Source organism: Chryseobacterium glaciei (assembly GCF_001648155.1).
Lineage (GTDB): Bacteria > Bacteroidota > Bacteroidia > Flavobacteriales > Weeksellaceae > Chryseobacterium > Chryseobacterium glaciei.
The window spans coordinates 4,663,831-4,684,082 of record NZ_CP015199.1 but is presented as its reverse complement, the minus strand read 5'-3'; the positions used below and the strand labels follow the sequence as shown (position 1 = coordinate 4,684,082).

22 protein-coding genes are annotated in these 20,252 nt (G+C 34.2%); 20 read left to right on the top strand and 2 right to left on the bottom strand.

The window, feature by feature from the left end; translation table 11 throughout:
* Nucleotides 1-295: 295 nt before the first annotated feature.
* The 17 genes from A0O34_RS21230 (at nt 296) to A0O34_RS21145 (ending at nt 12,493) form a co-directional block, all read left to right on the top strand.
* Nucleotides 296-967, top strand: coding sequence for a hypothetical protein (locus A0O34_RS21230; protein ID WP_066759124.1), 672 nt, complete (start codon nt 296-298; stop codon nt 965-967).
* Between the two features lie 2 nt (nt 968-969).
* Nucleotides 970-1,644, top strand: a complete 675-nt coding sequence (locus A0O34_RS21225) for a hypothetical protein (protein WP_066759123.1) — start codon at nt 970-972, stop codon at nt 1,642-1,644.
* Between the two features lies 1 nt (nt 1,645).
* Complete coding sequence (locus A0O34_RS21220; RefSeq protein WP_066759122.1) at nt 1,646-2,275, top strand: hypothetical protein; 630 nt, start codon at nt 1,646-1,648, stop codon at nt 2,273-2,275.
* A gap of 709 nt (nt 2,276-2,984) precedes the next feature.
* A complete protein-coding gene (locus A0O34_RS21210; protein ID WP_066759120.1) occupies nt 2,985-3,548 on the top strand; it encodes a Crp/Fnr family transcriptional regulator in 564 nt (187 codons plus the stop codon).
* Between the two features lie 68 nt (nt 3,549-3,616).
* Nucleotides 3,617-4,015 (top strand): YybH family protein, encoded by a 399-nt coding sequence (locus tag A0O34_RS21205; protein WP_066759118.1) that lies wholly within the window; start codon nt 3,617-3,619, stop codon nt 4,013-4,015.
* A 123-nt stretch (nt 4,016-4,138) separates the two neighbouring features.
* Nucleotides 4,139-4,330 carry an NmrA family NAD(P)-binding protein gene (locus A0O34_RS22855; RefSeq protein ID WP_418219377.1) on the top strand — a complete coding sequence of 64 codons (192 nt, stop codon included), beginning with the start codon at nt 4,139-4,141 and terminating at the stop codon, nt 4,328-4,330.
* A gap of 215 nt (nt 4,331-4,545) precedes the next feature.
* Complete coding sequence (locus A0O34_RS21200) at nt 4,546-5,448, top strand: helix-turn-helix domain-containing protein (RefSeq protein WP_066759116.1); 903 nt, start codon at nt 4,546-4,548, stop codon at nt 5,446-5,448.
* A 29-nt stretch (nt 5,449-5,477) separates the two neighbouring features.
* Nucleotides 5,478-6,026 carry a hypothetical protein gene (locus A0O34_RS21195; RefSeq protein WP_066759110.1) on the top strand — a complete coding sequence of 183 codons (549 nt, stop codon included), beginning with the start codon at nt 5,478-5,480 and terminating at the stop codon, nt 6,024-6,026.
* Between the two features lie 558 nt (nt 6,027-6,584).
* Complete coding sequence (locus tag A0O34_RS21190; RefSeq protein ID WP_066759108.1) at nt 6,585-7,589, top strand: LLM class flavin-dependent oxidoreductase; 1,005 nt, start codon at nt 6,585-6,587, stop codon at nt 7,587-7,589.
* Between the two features lie 139 nt (nt 7,590-7,728).
* Nucleotides 7,729-8,022, top strand: coding sequence for a thioredoxin family protein (locus A0O34_RS21185; RefSeq protein WP_066759106.1), 294 nt, complete (start codon nt 7,729-7,731; stop codon nt 8,020-8,022).
* 17 nt (nt 8,023-8,039) lie between these two features.
* Complete coding sequence (locus A0O34_RS21180) at nt 8,040-8,672, top strand: FMN-dependent NADH-azoreductase (RefSeq protein ID WP_066759104.1); 633 nt, start codon at nt 8,040-8,042, stop codon at nt 8,670-8,672.
* 393 nt (nt 8,673-9,065) lie between these two features.
* Nucleotides 9,066-9,614 carry an OsmC family protein gene (locus A0O34_RS21170; RefSeq protein ID WP_066759102.1) on the top strand — a complete coding sequence of 183 codons (549 nt, stop codon included), beginning with the start codon at nt 9,066-9,068 and terminating at the stop codon, nt 9,612-9,614.
* Nucleotides 9,615-9,685: 71 nt separating this feature from the next.
* Nucleotides 9,686-9,979, top strand: coding sequence for a thioredoxin family protein (locus tag A0O34_RS21165; RefSeq protein ID WP_066759101.1), 294 nt, complete (start codon nt 9,686-9,688; stop codon nt 9,977-9,979).
* A 23-nt stretch (nt 9,980-10,002) separates the two neighbouring features.
* Nucleotides 10,003-10,701 carry a DsbA family oxidoreductase gene (locus tag A0O34_RS21160; RefSeq protein WP_066759099.1) on the top strand — a complete coding sequence of 233 codons (699 nt, stop codon included), beginning with the start codon at nt 10,003-10,005 and terminating at the stop codon, nt 10,699-10,701.
* Nucleotides 10,702-10,749: 48 nt separating this feature from the next.
* Nucleotides 10,750-11,139, top strand: a complete 390-nt coding sequence (locus A0O34_RS21155) for an OsmC family protein (RefSeq protein WP_066759097.1) — start codon at nt 10,750-10,752, stop codon at nt 11,137-11,139.
* Nucleotides 11,140-11,281: 142 nt separating this feature from the next.
* Nucleotides 11,282-11,668 (top strand): OsmC family protein, encoded by a 387-nt coding sequence (locus tag A0O34_RS21150; RefSeq protein WP_066759095.1) that lies wholly within the window; start codon nt 11,282-11,284, stop codon nt 11,666-11,668.
* Between the two features lie 69 nt (nt 11,669-11,737).
* Complete coding sequence (locus A0O34_RS21145; RefSeq protein ID WP_066759094.1) at nt 11,738-12,493, top strand: SDR family NAD(P)-dependent oxidoreductase; 756 nt, start codon at nt 11,738-11,740, stop codon at nt 12,491-12,493.
* 132 nt (nt 12,494-12,625) lie between these two features.
* On the opposite strand, the gene A0O34_RS21140 is transcribed toward A0O34_RS21145, so the two are convergent.
* Nucleotides 12,626-13,192: a Crp/Fnr family transcriptional regulator gene (locus tag A0O34_RS21140; RefSeq protein ID WP_066759091.1), complete on the bottom strand. Its 567-nt coding sequence runs from the start codon at nt 13,190-13,192 to the stop codon at nt 12,626-12,628.
* A 163-nt stretch (nt 13,193-13,355) separates the two neighbouring features.
* On the opposite strand from A0O34_RS21140, the gene A0O34_RS21135 reads away from it, so the two are divergent.
* Nucleotides 13,356-14,264, top strand: a complete 909-nt coding sequence (locus A0O34_RS21135; RefSeq protein ID WP_066759089.1) for a DUF6268 family outer membrane beta-barrel protein — start codon at nt 13,356-13,358, stop codon at nt 14,262-14,264.
* A gap of 605 nt (nt 14,265-14,869) precedes the next feature.
* Entirely contained in the window at nt 14,870-15,226 is a 357-nt protein-coding gene (locus A0O34_RS21130; RefSeq protein ID WP_066759898.1) for a response regulator, read from the top strand.
* A 581-nt stretch (nt 15,227-15,807) separates the two neighbouring features.
* Here A0O34_RS21130 and A0O34_RS21125 read toward each other — a convergent pair.
* A complete protein-coding gene (locus tag A0O34_RS21125) occupies nt 15,808-16,710 on the bottom strand; it encodes a PhzF family isomerase (RefSeq protein WP_066759087.1) in 903 nt (300 codons plus the stop codon).
* Between the two features lie 507 nt (nt 16,711-17,217).
* On the opposite strand from A0O34_RS21125, the gene A0O34_RS21120 reads away from it, so the two are divergent.
* Entirely contained in the window at nt 17,218-20,217 is a 3,000-nt protein-coding gene (locus tag A0O34_RS21120; RefSeq protein WP_066759085.1) for a LamG-like jellyroll fold domain-containing protein, read from the top strand.
* Nucleotides 20,218-20,252: the final 35 nt, after the last annotated feature.

The window sequence follows — 20,252 nt, the reverse complement described above, 5'->3', positions numbered from 1 at the left end:
ATAACTCAATCGAATTTTCGATTTATAAGCTGTAATTTCCTTTTTTTCATAATCTTAAAGTTGGAGAGTATAAAGATCCGTTCTGATATTTGTCTGATAGCCATACTCTAATAATTACACATACACTATTAAATAAAATAATAGAAAAAAATATGATCCGTTTAAGATATTTTTATAATTTAGAAAAGAAAATATTAGAAATTTAAAAATTTCCTATAGATGGGAATTCTACAATGTGAAATCTATTGGATATTACACCTTTATCTCTGAATTTATTATTAAAAACAGTTTTTATATGATATATAAAATCCTTGTATTATTACTAGCACCCTGTATGCTTTTAGGACAGGTTGGAATCAATACAGTAACTCCAACACGAAAATTACATGTTTCAGGTAATATGCGTGTGCGAGTAATGACCAATAAATCAGAAACCGCGGGGTACGATCACATATTGTCATCCGATATTAACGGTAATGTAGACTATGTTACAAAATCAAGCATGCAACCACCAATAGAACCGGGAGCTTCCAATAAAGAGAGCTATAGTCTGGTTTATAATATGCCTACAGCAAATGGAGATCCTTCCAAAACATTAAAATGTGGCAGGTTTTTATTTCTTTTTGAGAATACAACTCAATCACGAATAAATTTTCGGTTATCTGAAAATCCTGGTATCGATGTTTCTATTTATATGAGTATGGAACAGAATTTTAATGCAAATGGTTTTCAGTTTTATCAAGGAAAAACACCAACTGACACCTCTACTGTTCCATTCCTATTTACAACCACTAATTGGAATATTAATCAAGAATTCGCCAGCGCCAACTTAGCCGATTATGAGCAGAATGTTATGCATTTTCAATACCCTAATGACGCAGACTTCTATAGGTTAACAATTTATAAGGTAAGACAGAATATAGGAATAGATAGTTGGGATTTTGCTGCTGTATGTGAAAAATTTTAGATATGAAAAGAATTATACTATTTTTAATCATTGGACTTAATGGTTTTGTAATGGCGCAGGATCAGAGAGTTGGTATTGATACTGATACACCTACAAGGAAACTCGATATAAATGGAAATTTGAGAGTGAGTTCAACAAATACCGTAACTGACAATGCAGCCTATGATAGAATTGTAACAGGAAATAATGTAACGGGTGATATAGATTTCATTAACGTATCTGCAATTTCACAGACAGAAACAAATAATGTGGAGGTAAAACGTTCAGTTTATAATGCTTTAGTACCAGATGAGACTAAAGAATGTAATTGTGGAGATATAAGTTTTCGTATTAATAATTTAAATGTCGCAGAAATTAAACTTAATTCCCCCACAATATTTGTAACAAATGGAAACATTACAAGCTTCAATGTAGGTTACGGAATAAAAAGATGGATAAACAGTACATATAATTTTATCAATAGAACAATTACATTTACAAATTCCAACTATTTAACTTATCAAACCTTAGATCCAACAGCATTTACCTCTGGGGCTAATTATACTGTTAGGATTTATACCATTGTACCTCCAAAACAAAATAACCTTTATAGACTTACTCTCTCTCGTGTTAGTAATACTAATATTAATTATACGTATGGTCTTATTTGTGAAAAGTTTTACATACAAACTCTATAATATGAAAAATATATTTTTTGGTTTTTTTGTGTTTCTATCATTTTTGATCAAGGCACAAGTGAGTATAGGAATAACTACTCCAACTAGAATTTTGGATGTTAATGGAGATTTGCGAGTTAGGACGTTAACCGATAAAAGTACAGACTCTAATTATAATAAAATAATTGTTGCAAATTCAAATGGTGATATGGATGCTTGGGACAAAGCAAGCTTATTAAATACAGTGAAAGATTTGGCTATAGAAAATAAAAAAAATGTTTATTTTTCAAGTTCTCCAATTATTGGTAATGTTATGGATTGTGGCAAAATGCAGTACAGATTTGAAGTTGGGCCTTTGCCGCAAATGAGATTAGTTAATCCTGACAATGCAACAATTTATTATACAAGAATTCAAAAAGCAAATAGTAATGTTAATACTTTTGTAGCTCCAAATAATGTTGTCTCAAATATAACTGCTGCATATACTCCTGCAAACACATGGTTGACTTTAGATCCAACATACTCGAACAATATTCTCGATGAGTTCTATATGACTTATCCAGGAGATACTAATCTTTACAGAGTAACTTTTTTAGCAAGAAATATGGGAGTTAATCAATATTTCTATACCATGCTCTGTGAAAAATTTTAGTTTTTGAATTAGTATTTATCCGGTTTTGACTGCAAGGCCAGGATTCGATACGAAAAACCTGTTTAAACTTTTGAAAAAAATCTTAAGGCTCATCATGAACAAGCTGTCAGTGGCGGGAATTAAGTCTTAAGGAATATTTCTCAAAAGAAACAATAAGCTGGCAACTTGTTTATTATTATTATTTCAATAAATGGAGCAAAGACGGTTCTTTCAAAGGGATTTGGATTTCTCTTTTACATAATAATATATTGGATCTTTCCTGTGTACAATTGGATGGAAGTCATACAAGAAGCAGAATGGGAGGAAAATCTGTGGGCTATCAGGGAAGAAAATCATCCCGAACCAGCAACTGTATTTTTCTTTGTAATGCTGTATGTATAGATGTTAATGGCCTGTAAATATAATATTTTTCGTGAACACTAAATGACAAAAAAATGGTATATAGCTCGTTTGTTGATGCGCTGATTCATGATTAAAATTGCACTATAGAATGAAATACTTTTTCGCATTATTTTAAATTATTGTAATCTCATTTTTAAGATACTATATAAGCACAAGAAATGTTGTGAATTTGGAAATACACATATATTTGCATCGCAATTAGGTCAAGCATAAACTGAAGGTAAAATATGAAAAAGCACGAACAGGAGAGCATCTACGAATATCATTTACATGCTGGTTTCCCGGGTAAATATTCTAAACAAAAATAATGTTGATTAAAGATTATATACAAAAGTTAACACCGATTTCTGACAAAGATTGGGAGATATTCTCCGCTAAATTAGAAAAACAGATTTTCAAAAAAAATAGTCTGATAATTAGGTCAGGAGAAGTGGAAAATTACCTTTCCTTTATTGAAACCGGTATTGTTCGTTTCTGGATAGATGGGAAAGATAATGAAATAACGTTTGACTTTGCTTTCAAGGAAAATTTTTTCAGTGCTTATCTGTCATTTCTTACTAGAGAGCCAACAAATTGGAATATACAAGCGCTAACTCCTACGGTTTTATGGCGGATTTCTTATGCTGATCTGCAAATTATCTACAAACAAACACAAACTGGAGAAAAAATAGGGAGACTTGCCGCTGAAAACCTATTTATAACTGCAGCTCAAAGAAAAATCGCTCTTTTAACAAATACCGCGGAGGAGCTTTATTTAATGTTATTTAAAGAACACTTACATATTATACAGCATATACCTCTAAAATACTTAGCGTCTTACATAGGTGTTACTCCACAAGCTTTAAGCCGTATACGCAAACGCATTTCTTAACTTGGGTTCATTTTTTTAGGATTAATTGATTCATACTTTTGCGTAGTATTAATTAACAAATAAAAAAAATGATAGATAACTTTGATAGAACAAGTCCAGTAGGAGCCGTTAAGTATTTTCGTAATTGTATTTACCTGGGCGACCTAAAAGGCGCTTTAAGCTGTTTTGATCCAGAAGGAGTATATATAGAAAGAGATGGACAAGAAATCAAAGGCTTAAGTAATATTGAGAAAGCATTGCAGAGCATTTGTTCATGGAAACCAGACATTCAAGGAATCAGGCAAAGGGTTACTATTGTTGGTGACCTTGCGATGTGGATAGACAAATACCTTGTTAAAGCTAAAAGACCAAATGGAGACCCAATGGAAATGGAGGGTGTCACTGCCTGTATCATGAAGCGTAATATTGATGGTATATGGTTGTGGTTGGTTGATAATCCTTTTGCAGCAGACGATATCGCTAATTAACGGAAAAGGAAAATATGTTCGTTACTGCAATTTCATTATTAAATCAAAAACAAATCATATTATGAATAAAAAATCTACATGTTTAGTAACTGGAGCTAATGGTCATCTGGGTAATAATCTGGTATAGTTAAACAAAACTATCAGGTAAGAGCAAGTGTGAGAGATAACAATAACCGAGAACCTTTTCAGGGGTCAGAATGCGAATTGGTTTATGCGGATATGCTGGACAAAGTTTCTTTGAAAAAGGCCATGAAAGATATTGAAACGGTGTTTCATGTAGCATCTGTTTTTAAGCATTGGTCACTAAATCCTTAAAAGGACATTATTGAGCCAAATGTTATTGAAACTAAAAATGTTATTGAAGCTGCATCGGAGTGTAATATTGGTAATATGTGATCTTTTTTATTTGTAATTTCAATTATTGTCATCTCATTTTCAAATTACTTTTTGAGTATAACAAATGTGAGCGAATCTGGAAATACTACTATATTTGCATATCAATTATGGTAAGCATAAACTGAAAAAATCATATGAAGAAGCAGGAACAAGAAGCTATCTACGAATATCATTTACACGCTGATTTTCCAGGTAAAATGCAGTTTGAGATCCAATCTTTGCAAGATCTGATACAAGATCACAAGGAAGATATGGCCAAACCCCATATCCATAGTTTTTATCAGGTTATTTGGTTCAAGTCAGGTAATGGGAAACATTTTGTTGATTTCAATGAATACGATGTATCTGAAAATACGATTTTTTTTATTGCTAAAAATCAAGTTCACGCTTTTGACCGTAATTCAGATTACGAAGGATTTGTTATTCATTTCTCAGAGGATTTTTTGGTTCAAAAGGAAGATGATGTTGATTTTTTCCTCAAGTGCAGTATGTTCAATAATGCCTATCAAATTCCTTTATGTTGTGTAGATAGTGGAAACAAATATAAACTGGATGAGTATATCGGTCAGATGCAGAGTGAACTTAAAGAACAGGATAAATATGGTCAGGAAGAATTACTGAGACTTTATCTTAAAGCTTTTCTGATTCAGGTTCAACGTCGTAAATACCAAATTGAAGAACTTAATAAAGGTCATGCACCCTTTATTGTTGATGAAAAACGAACCCAGTTGATCCACTTTGTCAATCTGATTGAAGAAAACTATACCAAAGGGTTACCAGCATCAAAATATGCAGAAATGCTGTTTGTTTCGCTTAGAACTTTGTCAAATCTTACTTTGCAATTGCTTAACAAAAAGCCTTCAGAGATGATCCATGAAAGGATTGTACTGGAAGCAAAAAGACTATTACTACATTCGAAACTAAATGTGAACCAGATAGCAGATAAAATCGGTTTTGAAGATTCATCTTACTTTATACGGTACTTTAAAAAATATACCAATCAATCACCTACATCTTTCCGAAAATCCTTTCAATAGCATATTTGGATAGGAGATTTAATTAATATATGGATATTGTAAAACATATTAATGAACATACCAAGAGCTTAATTGAGGGACTTGTTGGTTCTTCCATGGAGCAAAGGAAGAGTTTAACCGTAGCCCTTTTAGGTTTTTACTATCAATTGCCCAACTTTGAAGAGACTATCCAAAAATATATCAAAATAAGCGCAAAAAAGCGTCAGTTAATCGCTGATATTAACACGAGTCATGTTCAAAATTACCAAGAGGCAATTGAAAAAAGTAATGCTGCTGTAGACGTTTATGCCGATAACTATGAAGAACCAGAACCCATAGAACTCTTTATATTAGATGCATTTTCAAATGCTACCTCTGATCTGAAGTTCGCAACTAACATAGCTGCACTTTTTATTGGCATTATTGATACATTGGACTACTATGAAAACTTCTCAGATAAACCTGAATTTTGGAACAATGTGTTGGAGAAAGAAGTAGCATTTCAAAATGAAATTATAAGTCAGCTAAAATCCAAGCAAACTTTTGGCGCCGCAATCTATAAAAATAGATATGAGGATGTGGAATTTAACCAATTATGAAGTTATTCCTGAAAAGATGAAGCTTTGTGTACACGGAAAATTTCAGATTAAGTTTTAGGGTTATTCAATTTGATAACTCCTTTCTTAGTTATTAGCCCTATCTGTTTAATTATACCTTAACGATCACCTGATATTAAGGCTGCACAATCTTTATTACTATAACATTCCTCAGCTGTAAAAATTCATCATTGGTAAAGGCTGGGTTATTAGTTTTAATAAGATTCCAAGGCGTTTGCAAAAAGTATTCCTCAAATCCACTTGATCTTACCTACATTTTTCTGATTGTAATACAAATGGTATTAATTTGAAATGAGAGGTTGTAATCGTATCAATAAGTACTACTTGTTTTCAGTTTTGTCCATTTTCTTGAAGCTTCCTAGCTTATACCTTTGTAGTATTAAATTTTAAAACAGAAGTATACTGATTTTGAGACCTCATATGTTCTTTATTATTTGTTGATTATAGATAGAAAATAAAATTTAATCTCAATAATTTCAACACTAAAGGGAGCATTAAACTTATCAGTAGCTGTACTAAATATTAAAAAAAAGGAAAATTATGATCCCTATATCATTATTGGAATTAGCGTTCATTTCTGAAGATAGCAATGCTCGTTCTACATTTGAAAAAACTAAAGAACTTGCCCAATTGGTCGATACTTTAGGATATAAACGTCTCTGGTTAGCTGAGCATCATAATATGGCGCATGTGGCCAGTACGGCAACTTCAGTTTTGATTGGACATCTTGCTGGTCACACGCAAAATATACGAGTAGGATCAGGTGGTATTATGTTACCCAACCATTCGCCTTTGATTGTTGCGGAACAATTTGGAACCTTAGCGCAGCTTTATCCCGATCGGATAGATCTGGGTTTGGGAAGAGCGCCGGGAAGTGATATCCAGACTGCTTTGGCTATTCAAAAAGATTTTTATGAGCAATCTCAACGGTTTCCACAAAATGTGGAAGCACTAGAAATGTATTTTTCACATAAGAATCCCTATGCCAAGGTACGTGCTTTTATTGCTGAAGGCACAGGTGTTCCGATCTGGATATTGGGATCAAGTACAGAGAGTGCAGCTTTAGCAGCCTCCAAAGGGTTGCCGTATGCTTTTGCTGGACATTTTGCTCCAAGGCAGATGTTAGAGGCTTTTGAATTGTACCGTCGGAATTTTAAAGCTTCTGAAACACTGAAACATCCTTATACGATAGCAGCTGTTAATGCTACTGCCGCAGATACAGATCAGCAGGCAGAAATGTTGTCGACCAGTTTGTATCAGATGTTTCAAAATTTAGCTCAAAATACAGGAAGGTTTTTACAGCCTCCAGTTGAATCCTTGACGGAACTCCTGGACAGCATGTCTGAGCAGGTGCGTTTACAGGTGAAACAAATGACAGCCTGTTCTTTTGTCGGTAGTAAAGAAACAATTACCAGCAATTTAAAGGACTTTATAGCGCAAACAGGTGTGGATGAATTGATGATCCATTCTCCTATCTATGACCATCAGGAAAAATTAAAAAATATGATGATCATGAAAGAGGTGATGGATGATTTAAATCGTTAGAATTCACCTTGTCTGTAGTCAGGTGATTCTGATTTACAATCATTTTTAATGACTCAGATGATCTTTATAAACAGAACAAATATCCTGCATTGCCTTAAAAAAATACAATACAATACTAACAAATTAAAAATATAAAACAATGGATTTAGCAAATAAAATAGAATCGGAACAATTGACAATGGTTAATTTTCATGCGACCTGGTGTCCTCCTTGTGTGGCCATGAAGCCAAATTTGGACGAAGTGGTGGCGGAATTTGAGGATGTCATTCATTACGAACGCGTGGATATTGATAAATATCCAGATTTAGCAACGTTATTTAAAGTCAGAAGTGTACCCACTACCATGCTTTTCAAAAATGGAGAAATGAAATGGAGACATTCAGGTATCGTACCCTCTCATGAACTTGGTAAGTTGGTACAGGAAAATCTTTAATCTCAAAATATTAAAAAATGAAGAAACTACTGCACATTATCAGCTCCCCAAGAAAGGAGAAATCTAAATCAGGAGCCATAGCACATGAATTTTTAGAAAGCTACAAGCTATCGAATCCCGATGCAATCATTGATGAATTGAATCTATGGGATCTAAGCATTCCAACCTTTGACGGAGACAAAGCTGCGGCTAAAATGACATTCTTCGGTGATGGTACTTTAAATGAGGAATTAAAAACTTCATGGGATAAAGTAGTTGAGGTCACTGAGCGCTTTTCCTCAGCAGATGAATACCTGATCACGGTTCCTATGTGGAATGGCGGGATTCCCTGGGTATTAAAACACTATATCGATACCATTTCACAGCCGGGCTTGACCTTTGGCTTTGGATCGGAGGGATACTTTCCATTATTGAAAGATAAGAAAGCTTGTGTTATTTATACTTCAGGCGTATACGGTGCCGGTGTACCAATTGAACTTGGCCTTGATTTCCAGTCCACTTATTTAAACTGGTGGCTTGGACTTGTTGGCATTACTGAAATTCATGAGGTTAAATTTTTAGGAAATCTAGTGAATCCAGATGCTGAAAAAGATTTTTCAAAAGCACTGAAGTCGGCAGCTGATGTTGCAGAAGAATTTTTTGCAGAGTAGATTATGTAGGTTAATTTTTTATGCTAGTTTGAGGAATTCAGCTATTATAAAAGATTCTGTGAACGGATCAAGTGAGCTATTTATGCTGTTCTCATCCGGAACACAATCACGTAATTTAAAAACTGCAAAAGACATCATGATAGAAAAGGAAGTTTCCCACGATTTGGGAGACTTCCTTTTTTATAATGGTAAGGTAGATAGTAGTTTGTGATTTTATTAAAATAGATTTCTATCATACGATCTGTCCTTTCATTAGTAAATTTTAAAAAGGAAATTTGACCATCTTAATTGGTAATATCCCTATCAATAAGTGCTATTTGTTTTCAGTTTTGTCCATTTTCTTGAAGCTTTCCAGCCAGTACCTTTGTAGTATAAAATTTAAAACAATTGGTTATGTTAAACAATGTAAATTTAGAAGCATTAGGGAATTATGTAGACGTAATTACTAACAAACCTGCTGAAGCAATTGCAGCATTAGGTGTTACAGCAACATGGAAAGGTGGTGTGAATACTGAAATTACCACGCATAGTAAAAAGATAGGAAGCGCTTTCGTTGAAAAACAATTCAAATATCAGATCGGAGAGCCTGCGGAACTTTTAGGAGACAATCTTAATCCAAATCCTCAGGATTATATTCTTGGCGGTTTAGCAGGATGTATGATGGTCGGTTTTGTGGTAGGAGCAACCAGTAGAGGAATAAGACTTGACAGCGTTAATCTTACCATTGTAGGGAATCTTGATCTACGTGGATTTTTGGAAGTTGATCTGAGTGTTTCGGTTGGTTTTGAAGAACTTCAATTCAATTTTGAGGTTACCGGTAGTGGAACCGAGGAAGAGTATGCTGCTATTGCAGAACACGTACGTAAAATATCTCCAGGATACAGAACAATCGCAGAACCAGTTAAGATTAGTATCAACAAGAGCTTAAACGCTGTTGTCTAATTAATCTCAGAATAACAGTGATGCTTTTCAAAGATGTATTGCTGTTATTCTCCATTTAAAAATACCAAAAAATGAATTTAGCTAACAAAATAGAATCTGATCAAATAACAATGATCAATTTTCATGCCTCTTGGTGTGGTCCATGTATTGCCATGAAACCGCATCTAGATCAAACCATTGCAAATTATGGTGAGGCGATACATTATGAACGGGTTGATATCGATCAAAACCCGGGTTTAGCACAAATATTCGAAATTAGAGGAGTACCTACCACGATGCTTTTTAAAAAAGGTCAGCTGAAATGGAGACATTCAGGTGTACTGTCATCTCAGCAACTTACTGAAATCGTCAATGAGAATCTCTAATTAACTTTAAAAATAAGAAAGCAATGGAAATACAGGTATGGTCGGACATTATGTGCCCTTTTTGCTACATCGCTAAGAAAAATTTTGAGCAAGCGTTAGCAGATTCTTCATTCAAAGATGAAGTAGAAGTTGAGTGGAAAAGTTTCCAATTGGATCCTTCATTAAAAGAAAGCTCTGGAATTTTGAGTATCAGCGAGTATATGATGAACCGTAAAGGTTTTTCTAAAGCTCATCTTGATCAGTTTTTGAATCAATTGAAGGATATGGGGAGAAATGCTGGTGTAACTTTTAATTACGATCAGGTAATTGCAGCTGATACTTTTCCTGCTCATAAGTTATTGCACTTGGCAAAAGAAAATGGTAAAGCCGATGCGATGGAGGAGGCTTTATTTGAAGCTCATTTTGTGAACGGAAAAAATATTGCAGCTATTGATTTCTTAGTTTTCCTTGCAGAGCAATTGGGCTTAGATAAGGAAAAAGCAAGAAAAGTATTAGCTGAAGATGATTACAATTATGAAGTTAAACAGGATATTATGGAAGCGCAGAATCTGGGAATAACCGGTGTTCCATATTACCTTCTTGATGGTAAATATGCTGTTTCAGGAGCGCAGCCTGTTGAGCTTTTTGCACAAGCCCTTGCTCAGACCTACCAGGAAAGCATTGTCGAATTGTCAAAAGAATCCGGAGATAATATGTGTGGAATTGATGGATGTACCATCTAATCTCAATATTGCAGTCATTTCGTATTAACAATAAAAAATTTAAATAAAATGTCACAATTAATAGCAACTACCTACGAAGGTAAATATAATTCAAGCACAAAATCACCATTAAGCGCTGATCCAATCAAAGTAGATTTGAAATTTGGTCCGATTGATCTTCTTATGGGTTCATATGCAAGCTGTATGCTTGGAACAGTTGATTTTTATGCAAGGAAAAAGGATTTTGAAGTCAATGGGTCAAAAAGTGAACTTTCTTATGAAATGTCTTCAGAAGGTGGACAAGTGGGAGTAATTCATATTAAGTTATTCTTTGACAAAGAATATACCGCAGAACAAAAGCAAACTATCGAGCATTCGGCAAAAGAGCTATGTCACGTAGGAAACAGTCTTAATCCTGCAATTGTAAAAAACTACGAATTCTTTTACGGGGCAAAATAAAAAAAGTAAATCTTTTTCTACTGCAAAGATTTATTTGAAAATGAATGTTATGCGGTCGCTAAGTGAGAAGATAACAGATGCATAGATGGTGTCCGCATCAACATTCGAAATAAAAAAAGTATTAAAATAAAAAATTAAAAAAATGTCAAAATTAATAGAAACTACCTATGAAGGTAAATATAATTCAAGTACAAAATCAACATCAAACACAGATCCTATTAAAGTGGATTTGACATTTGGTCCTATAGACCTTCTTATGGGTTCATATGCAAGCTGTATGTTGGCTACAGTTGATTTTTATGCCAGAAAAAAAGATTTCGAAGTAAACGGATCAAGAAGCGAGTTATCGTATGAAATGTCTGCAGAAGGTGGGCAAGTAGGAACAATCAATATCAAATTGTTCTTTGATAAAGAATATACTGACGAACAAAAGGAATGGATGGAAACTTCAGCAAAAGATTTATGTCACGTTGGAAACAGCCTTAATCCTGTAATTGTAAAAAACTATGAATTTACTTACGGAGTTTAATCCGAAGGTAAGATCTCAATAAATTAATTTAAACTATTTCAAGGCGGAAATAAAATAAAAAATATAAAAATGGAACAAGCATTAATCGTAGGTGGTTCAACCGGAATAGGTAAATCCACAGCAGAATTATTAATTGGAAGAGGAGTTGAAGTAGCACTAGTAGGAAGAAGTGTTGATAGCTTAAATAAAGCTAAAGAAGAATTGGAAGCAAAAGGAGGTAAAGTGAAAATTTACTCAGTAGATTTATCCAATATGGAGTCAGTAGCTATTTTTAATAGTAACCTTAAACAAGAACTGCCAAATTTGAAATATTTGGTTAATAGTGCAGGGCATTATACGCCAATTTCGTTCTTAGATCATACAGAGAAAGATTACGACAGTTACCAAACGTATACAAAAGCTTTCTTTTTTATTACACAGGCTGCGGCTAAAATAATGAAAGAAAACAAAGGCGGTTCAGTAGTCAATATTGGGGCAGCATTGATGCATCATGCAATAAAAGCAGGACCTGCATCTTCTTATATGGTAGGAAAAGCTGGTCTGGTTGCACTTACAAAACAATTGGCCATTGAATTAGCTGAGTTCAATATCAGAGTTAATTCTGTGAACCCCGGATTTGTGGTTACTCCGATCTTCAAGACATTTATGCCGGAAGATAAAATCGCTGAAAACCTTTCTGCATTTGATGTATACCATCCTTTAGGTGGTGTAGGTCAACCAGAAGATGTGGCAAAGACGATCGACTTTTTGCTTTCTGATCAAACAAGCTGGGTAACTGGAGCAACTTGGACTGTTGACGGTGGATTATTAGCAGGTCAAAACTAAATTTCAGTCTATTTCATATAGATTGTATAAAAAGCGAATGTACAGGAATGTACATCCGCTTTTTTAGTGAAGTAAATCAAATATTTTATACGTAAAAAGTCTTTTTTAAGATCACCTTAAAGTAATGGTCGTTCACTTTGCTTTTCTAGATCTGATGCGACTTAATGTTTCTTTCGTAATACCTAAATAGTTGGCTAAAAGATGTTGCGGTAGCGTAAGAACGCTCTCAGGCATTGTATTCATGAGATCCTCGTAGCGTTTCTGAGGAGAATGATACATGAGGGATATAAGTCGTTCGTGATGCCTGCAGAATTCAGATTCAGCTATTGTTCTCCCGATTTTCTGATAAACCATATCCTGATCAAACAATTTCAATATTTTATCTGTAGGAAGGCAAATAACACTTGAAGATTGATTGGCAATAATTTCAAAAGAAGCAGGTTTTGATTTCAAAATACCATAATAATCAGATATGAATTCATTTTCTACTGAAAAATCAAATGTCCTGTCATTATCGTCAATATCCATGTTGTACCTAAAGCTCCCTTTAATCACAAAGCCGATCATACTGCAGGGATGTCCCTTCAGAAGAAATTTTTCATTTTTTTTATAGTTTTTTATTTCAATAAGTCCAGAAATTTCGTCTCTGTGTGTTTTATCCAAGGAGATAATGCCTTCAAGGACATTAAAAAGTTCCATAGTAGTTGTTTATTTATTTAATTATTGATTCTGATCAACGTCTGGAGAAGTTTGAATTAATCAAATTTGCAGCGCTGGATTATTATTGCCAATTCAACCATAAGAAATATATTAAAGAGGCAATTCATAACGTAAAATAAACGATTTAAGTATAGTCAAACCTATGAATGAGAAAATAAGATACACTCCTAAATTGCAATGGAGTAAAATAGTGCTTTTGACAATCTTAGTTCCGCTTTATTGTAATGCTCAGGAATCCGAATTTTTCTCTGCGTCTTATTCGCGTGTAGCAAAATCTGAACTTGAGAAGGGGGATCATTTGGGTGTTGATGTAATAGATTTAAACTTGATAACGCCCACGATCAATTTCGGTAAAAACACAAAGTTCAATAACATGTTTGCCTATAAATCATTCAATTATAACCATGAAGGGGCGACTGAAAAAGGAATTGTTTATCCTGAGAAACTTCATGATATCCAGTATGCTTTATTAATCAGGCAAAAGCTGAACGATCGCTGGAACTTAATGATTGTTCCTCAGCTTATTATCCGTTCTAATTTTAAAAGCAGTTTTGGGAGCCGTGATTTTTTTCCTGCTTTGGCTATGGTTGCCATGCATAAATCGAGTAATCACGGAGGTTTACAATGGGGATATGGAGCCTCTTACAGCAAGGATTTTACGAAAAATACATTTACCCCGCTTTTTGCAGTCACTTATTTATCATCTAGCTATCGAGTTGATATGATGCTACCCATAAAAGCTCAATTTGTCATGACGCCCAGCAAGTCTTGGGAATATGGAATTGATGCCAATTTAGAAACAGCAATTTATCAAATAGGTACAGAAAATGATTTCGGTGCACGATATACCAGAACCATCAATGTTCCTGTAGGATTGACTGCAGCGGCTAAAATATCAGGAATGGTTTGGGTTAAAGCAAAGGTCGGTATGCAGTTTTTAAGGGAATATGATTTTCTCGACAGCACTTATAGCGTAATGAAAAGCCATGGCAATACCATTGAATCATCACTGTACGCGTCAATAGCAATAAGTTTACGGCTTAAGGAATAAGCTTTTGGATGAGAATATATTAAGTTTTCATTTTGTTACTATGTGGTCAATAAATATATATTTTTTATAATCTGGAACGGATTCTCTTGTTGTAGACATTCTTTACTCTTATTTAAGATTTGGTTTAATAAACCTCATCCGAACATTTTATAAAATTGGTAATTCTTTGGATGGAAATTTCGCATTCTTTAACACGCTGTTCTATCAACTGCCCTATATGGACTTCTTTAAAATTTTGCTTCATTTAAGATTAATAAAATCTCCCTCCTTTTTATGTAAAAGAAGTTTTATTTAGAAAAGGAAGGAGGAAAAATAATTAGTTATTTGAAAAAAGGTAATTATATTGTTTCAATGGATATGACTGCTATAACTTTATTATTTCCTTTGCTTGAAACCGATGTATCAATTGAATGATGTTCTGTTTATATTTGTTCAGTTGGTTTTTCTCATATTAATGTTTTATTCCAATCTCCGACACACCAATTCCTACTCCTCTCAAGATAAATAAGCTAATATTATAAGAGATTTATTTATCGATCAAGCCCATGATTAAATGAATGTTCGATCTTTCTTTTTTCATATATTTACATAAAATATTAATGATTATGAAGAAGAAGATTGTACTTGTTCAGGATAATGAAGATATCTTGGATATAATGGATCAGGTATTGAAGGAAGAAGGTTTTGATGTTACTTCGTCATTAACAACAGAGCCTATTGAACATATTGAAGAGATTGAACCTGACTTAGTTATTGTAGATGATCATATCAAGGGAAATAAGAAGGGGTCTGAGGTAATTGAAAAATTAAAATCTGAACCAGAAACAGAAGATCTATCAGCTGTGCTTACTTCTACTTCATATAACTTACCAAAAGAGGCGAAAGACTGTAAAGCTGATGACTATATTGAAAAACCATTTGATATTGATCATATGATAACGGTGGTTAAAAAAAATTCTTAGTTCATTGAAAAGGTTAACAAGAGAAAATTTCTCCCAAGAAATTAAATGTTAAAACACTAATTGAAGCAGTAAAATAAATATCCCTATATTGGGGTATAGTGTAAAAGATTATCCATTCAATTTGATTATTTAGAAAGTAAATGGGTGTATATAAAATTTAACTTTTCTTGTGTTTTATATTTTACGAAAATTCATAACCGTCAAACTACTGACAAAAAGATTGCGTATTCTTTTGAGAAAAGTTGAAAACTAGGTCAGCAATCGATTTTAATCTCATATGGGAATAGGAGTCAAGCCATTTTAGTTTTAACTTCTGATCAGTTGATAGCAGGTCTGTATATGTATTCTATATAGGTAGATGATGAACTTATTGACTTAAAACGAATGATGATATGGGCACCTTTTTTATGATGACATATTACAATGATTTTTATTTTTTTCTGTAGAATACGAAGATCTTGAAGCAGGAGAAATCGTTGAAAAAGCACTTTCTTATAAACCTATTCGACGATAACTAATTATTGAATTGAAATTATCTATCCATTTCCTATAAATTAGGTCTGCCTTTAGGCAATTAATCATCAGATTTCAATTTCGGTTTTAAATACGATTGTAGCATTACCCTTTATTTTAATTATTGAAGGGAGCCCATTTTCAAGGGTAACACTTACGTTTACTACCCCAAGTCTATCTATTTTTTCGCCTTGTTTACCTTTGAATTCGAATAGATTACCTTTAAAATCAATAATTTGATTCTGTATTAAATATCCACCCAACGGTCCGTTAGCGTTACCTGTAACGGGATCCTCATTTATTCCGATTGCCGGAGCAAACATCCTTCCATAGGTTAATATATCACGATCATCCGAATCAAATGTAAAAACAAAATATCCATTGCAGTTGATCTGTCTACTTATATTAGTCAAACTATTATAATCGGGGGTAAGGCTGTTGAGTTGATCCCTACTTTTTATACCAATCATAACTTTTGAGTGTCCCGTAGAAGCAATTTGAATCGGGCACCTTTTATCAGTATCAGAATAATCAAGTCCTAATGCAGATAATATTTGTTGATTTATAATAGGATCAAATGTAGGGCTGAGTTCAAATTTGCCCTGCGTCATTATTACTTGGTAATCTTCTTTTTCCTTAATTATTTCGAAAGGAAGAATTCCGACCTGAGTTTTAAACCTTAAAATACAAGAATCTAAATTATCTTCAATAGCTTTCGCGTACATTGCGGCAATGGTAGCATGTCCGCAAATTGGTACTTCTGATTGTGGAGTAAAATATCTTATTGAACCGTCAGAATTATTGTCGTGCGGAGAAAAAAGGAAAGCCGTTTCAGAATTGTTTAGTTCTTTTGCGATTTGCTGCATTTGAGTAGCATTCAATCCATCGGCATTTACAACTACTCCTGCGGGATTTCCACTAAATTTCTCTTTTGTGAAAGCGTCTATTTGATAAATTTTAAAAGTTTTCATAATTGTTTAAGTTTTTGTTGGTCGCTTTCTTTTCTATAAATCGAGCCCGTTCTATAGGGAAATATAAATGTGATTTCAAATATAGCCAATTTCACAATAAGCATAATACTTGGCAGAAAAATTAATTTTTTAATCTCTAAACTTTTATTATCACAATTTGTTTGAAAGAAATTTATGTTATGTCTTTTTCAGTTACGGTTATTGATAATAGGGATAGCATTTTTTTCTATCTCTCCACCAAGGTTAGAAGCTAAAATAAGCTAAAAACGCTGTAAACACATTATAGAATACTTGAAATATGATATTTAAATGAATTGAATTTCAGAGCGTATTTTTGGAGTCAATTTTAAATATTTATGAAGTTTAATTTGTTTTATTATTAAGAGAAATAGTATGCTTCTTCTCAATATTTATCGTAATTAATTGATATATAGGAGATCGGCAGGATGGGGCAGGATACTCCTTTTTGGGTTTGTGGGTAGATTAGTTCACACAAAATTAATATTCATGAAAAACAAATCTTTACTATTTAAGCAGACTCTTAAATCTTTACTGTTTTGTGGATTAACACTATCCACTGTTGATTTGAATGCTCAGACATTAGCATTTCCGGAAGCTACCGGTTTTGGTAGATATACTACAGGAGCGAGAGGTGCCGCAAATCCTCAAATTTATCTGGTTACGAATTTAAATGACAGCGGACCGGGTTCATTCCGTGATGCAGTAAGCCAGCCGGGTAGATTTGTTATCTTTAAAGTGGGAGGTATTGTTAATTTACAGTCAATAGTTGCGGTACCTGCTAATACAACGATTGCGGGGCAGACCGCTCCCGGAGAAGGAATTGTGTTTTTAGGGCCAAGAGTTTCATTTTCAGGAGCCAATAATACGATTGCGAGATTTCTTCGTCTTCGTTATGGCGGGACATCTCAAAATCAAGATGCTTCAGGAATTGCGAATGGAGCCAATATCATTTTGGATCACATGACTTTTACCTGGGGTACAGACGAAGTATTTTCTGTTAACTGGGATGGTAATGGGACGAGTCCGGATAATATAACGATTCAGAATTCTATTATAGGACAGGGAATGCACCGCCACAATCACTCTGCGGGAGGATTAATGCAACCGCCGCCGGGCGGAAAGATCAGTTTAATTGGAAATTTATACATCTGTAATAAAACCCGAAATAATAAAATAAAAGGGATTAATGAGTTTGTAAACAACGTTGTTTACAATTGGGGGAATTACGGAAATACCTATGGGCACACACAATCCGGAGAGGCTTACATTATGGGCGGAGATTCGGCAGGAGCTTCCTATGCGAATATCATCAACAATTATTTTATCGGAGGTCCAAATACAAGCACTACGGTTACTACACCTTTTAGTGTAGGAAATGCCAATTTCAATTTATATGGTTCCGGAAATTATTTTGATAATAATAGAAACGGTGTTTTGGACGGAACTTTAGTTCCTCAGAATTTAACAGGATATCCTGTAGGAGATGCAGCCGCAATAATGTCGGCTCCGTATGATTATCCGATGAAAAACACGACAGTAACTGCGCAGACTGCATTCGATAATATTGTAGCAAAGGTAGGAGCTTCGTATCCGAGACGTGATCAGGTAGATAATTTAATAGTTTCAGATCTACAATCGAAAGGAACAACTGCGACCTATGTTTATGTACAAACAGATTTAACGACTCAATTTGGTTTTACTAATGGTGGGGCAGGACATGTTTATGGTGCTCCGGCTCCTTTAGATACAGATAACGACGGGATGCCGGATGCGTGGGAAACTGCCAACGGATTGAATCCAAACGTTTTTGATGCTTTAAATGTAAGCACAACATATGCTCCATATTTGAACATTGAAGTTTATATTAACAACTTAACAAATACACCGGCTCCGGATTTTATTATTCCGCCATCGAATTTGAATTTCACAAATGCAGTCACAACAGGATCTACACCTTCAAGTTCTTTAACAGTTAACTGGAATGATAATGCTGCTAATGAAACCAATTATGTATTAGAGCGTTCTCCCGATGGAACTACTTTTTCAATCATTGCAACACTTCCTGCGAATACAACAAGCTATAATGAATCAGGTTTAACACCAAATACTCAATATTATTACAGAGTTAAAGCAATAAATTCGACAGAATCTTCTGTTTATACTTCAAATACAGTTACTACACCGCCAATTCCGGCAGCTCCAACACAGGCCTCGAACCCGACTCCCGCAAATGGTAATACTAGCGTAGAGTTGAACAATGGTAATCTGCTTTTAAAATGGACGGGCAGTACAAACACAACATCGTATACAGTTTATTTTGGAACAAATCCTCAAAATTTAACCAATATCGCTACGGTACCTTATTCTGCTACACCATCGTATCAACTTACGAATTTAAATCCGGCAACAAATTACTATTGGAGAATTGATGCTAATAATGCGCTCGGTCTTACAACAGGAAATGTTTGGAATTTCCGTGCAATAACACAAAGTCTTGTCGGAAACTGGCCGTTCATGGAAGCGCCTTCAGCGGGTGAACAGATTGCAGATCTAACATCTTTCGCCAATAATGGAACCTTAAATGTAGCCTATGATAATGCAAGCGTAAGAGTTCCCGGAAGAGAAAATTATGCTCTTGATTTGGCAACTTCACCGAATACACCGTATATAGCGAGTATTCCGCATCAGGATCAGATCTTATTTAATACGAATTCTTTTACTGTTTCTTATTGGATGAAAGCTCCGGTAAGCATGATTCCATCGTCTTCGGCGACAAGTCTTTATGTATTGTGTAAAGGTTCATTTACCAAAAATACGACAACGGGTGCAACCGGTAAACGTTTTAATGTAGAGATCAAAGGCGGTCAGCTACGATATGCTATCGACGATGATGTTACGAAAAAGGAAATCACATCCCCAATTGCCAATTATTTTACCAACAACTGGGTACATGTTGTGATCCAGAGAGATATTACAGCGCACAAAATGAGAATTTATACCAATGGAAATTTAAGTGCTGAAGGAGACGAAACTGCAGTAACAGGTATTGGTGAAGCAAGTGACCTGATCATCGGAAACATCGGTGAGCTTGAATTTTTGGCAACTACCAATGCTCCGGCTCCTTACAAAGGTGCATTTGATGAACTTAAAATGTACAATTACGCATTATCTCCAACGGAAATATCTGCTTTGTACAATGAAGCAGTATTAGGTAATGCGGAATTCAGTATCAGTAAAAATGTGGGATCTGTATATCCAAATCCTTTGAAAGACCAGATTTTCATTAAACTTCCGGAATATAAAAAATCAAGCTTAACAGCGACAATCATGGATATGACAGGAAGGATTGTTGTTAAAGAAAAAATAAATTCAAACGGAAATGGAATTTTTAATTTAAATATCACCGATAGAAAAGTATCAGGAAATTATATATTGAATGTTTCAGGAGATAATTTGAATAGTAATTTTAAAATTATTGTTAAATAGAAATTGACTGATTTATTATTATGAAAAAATCCTTT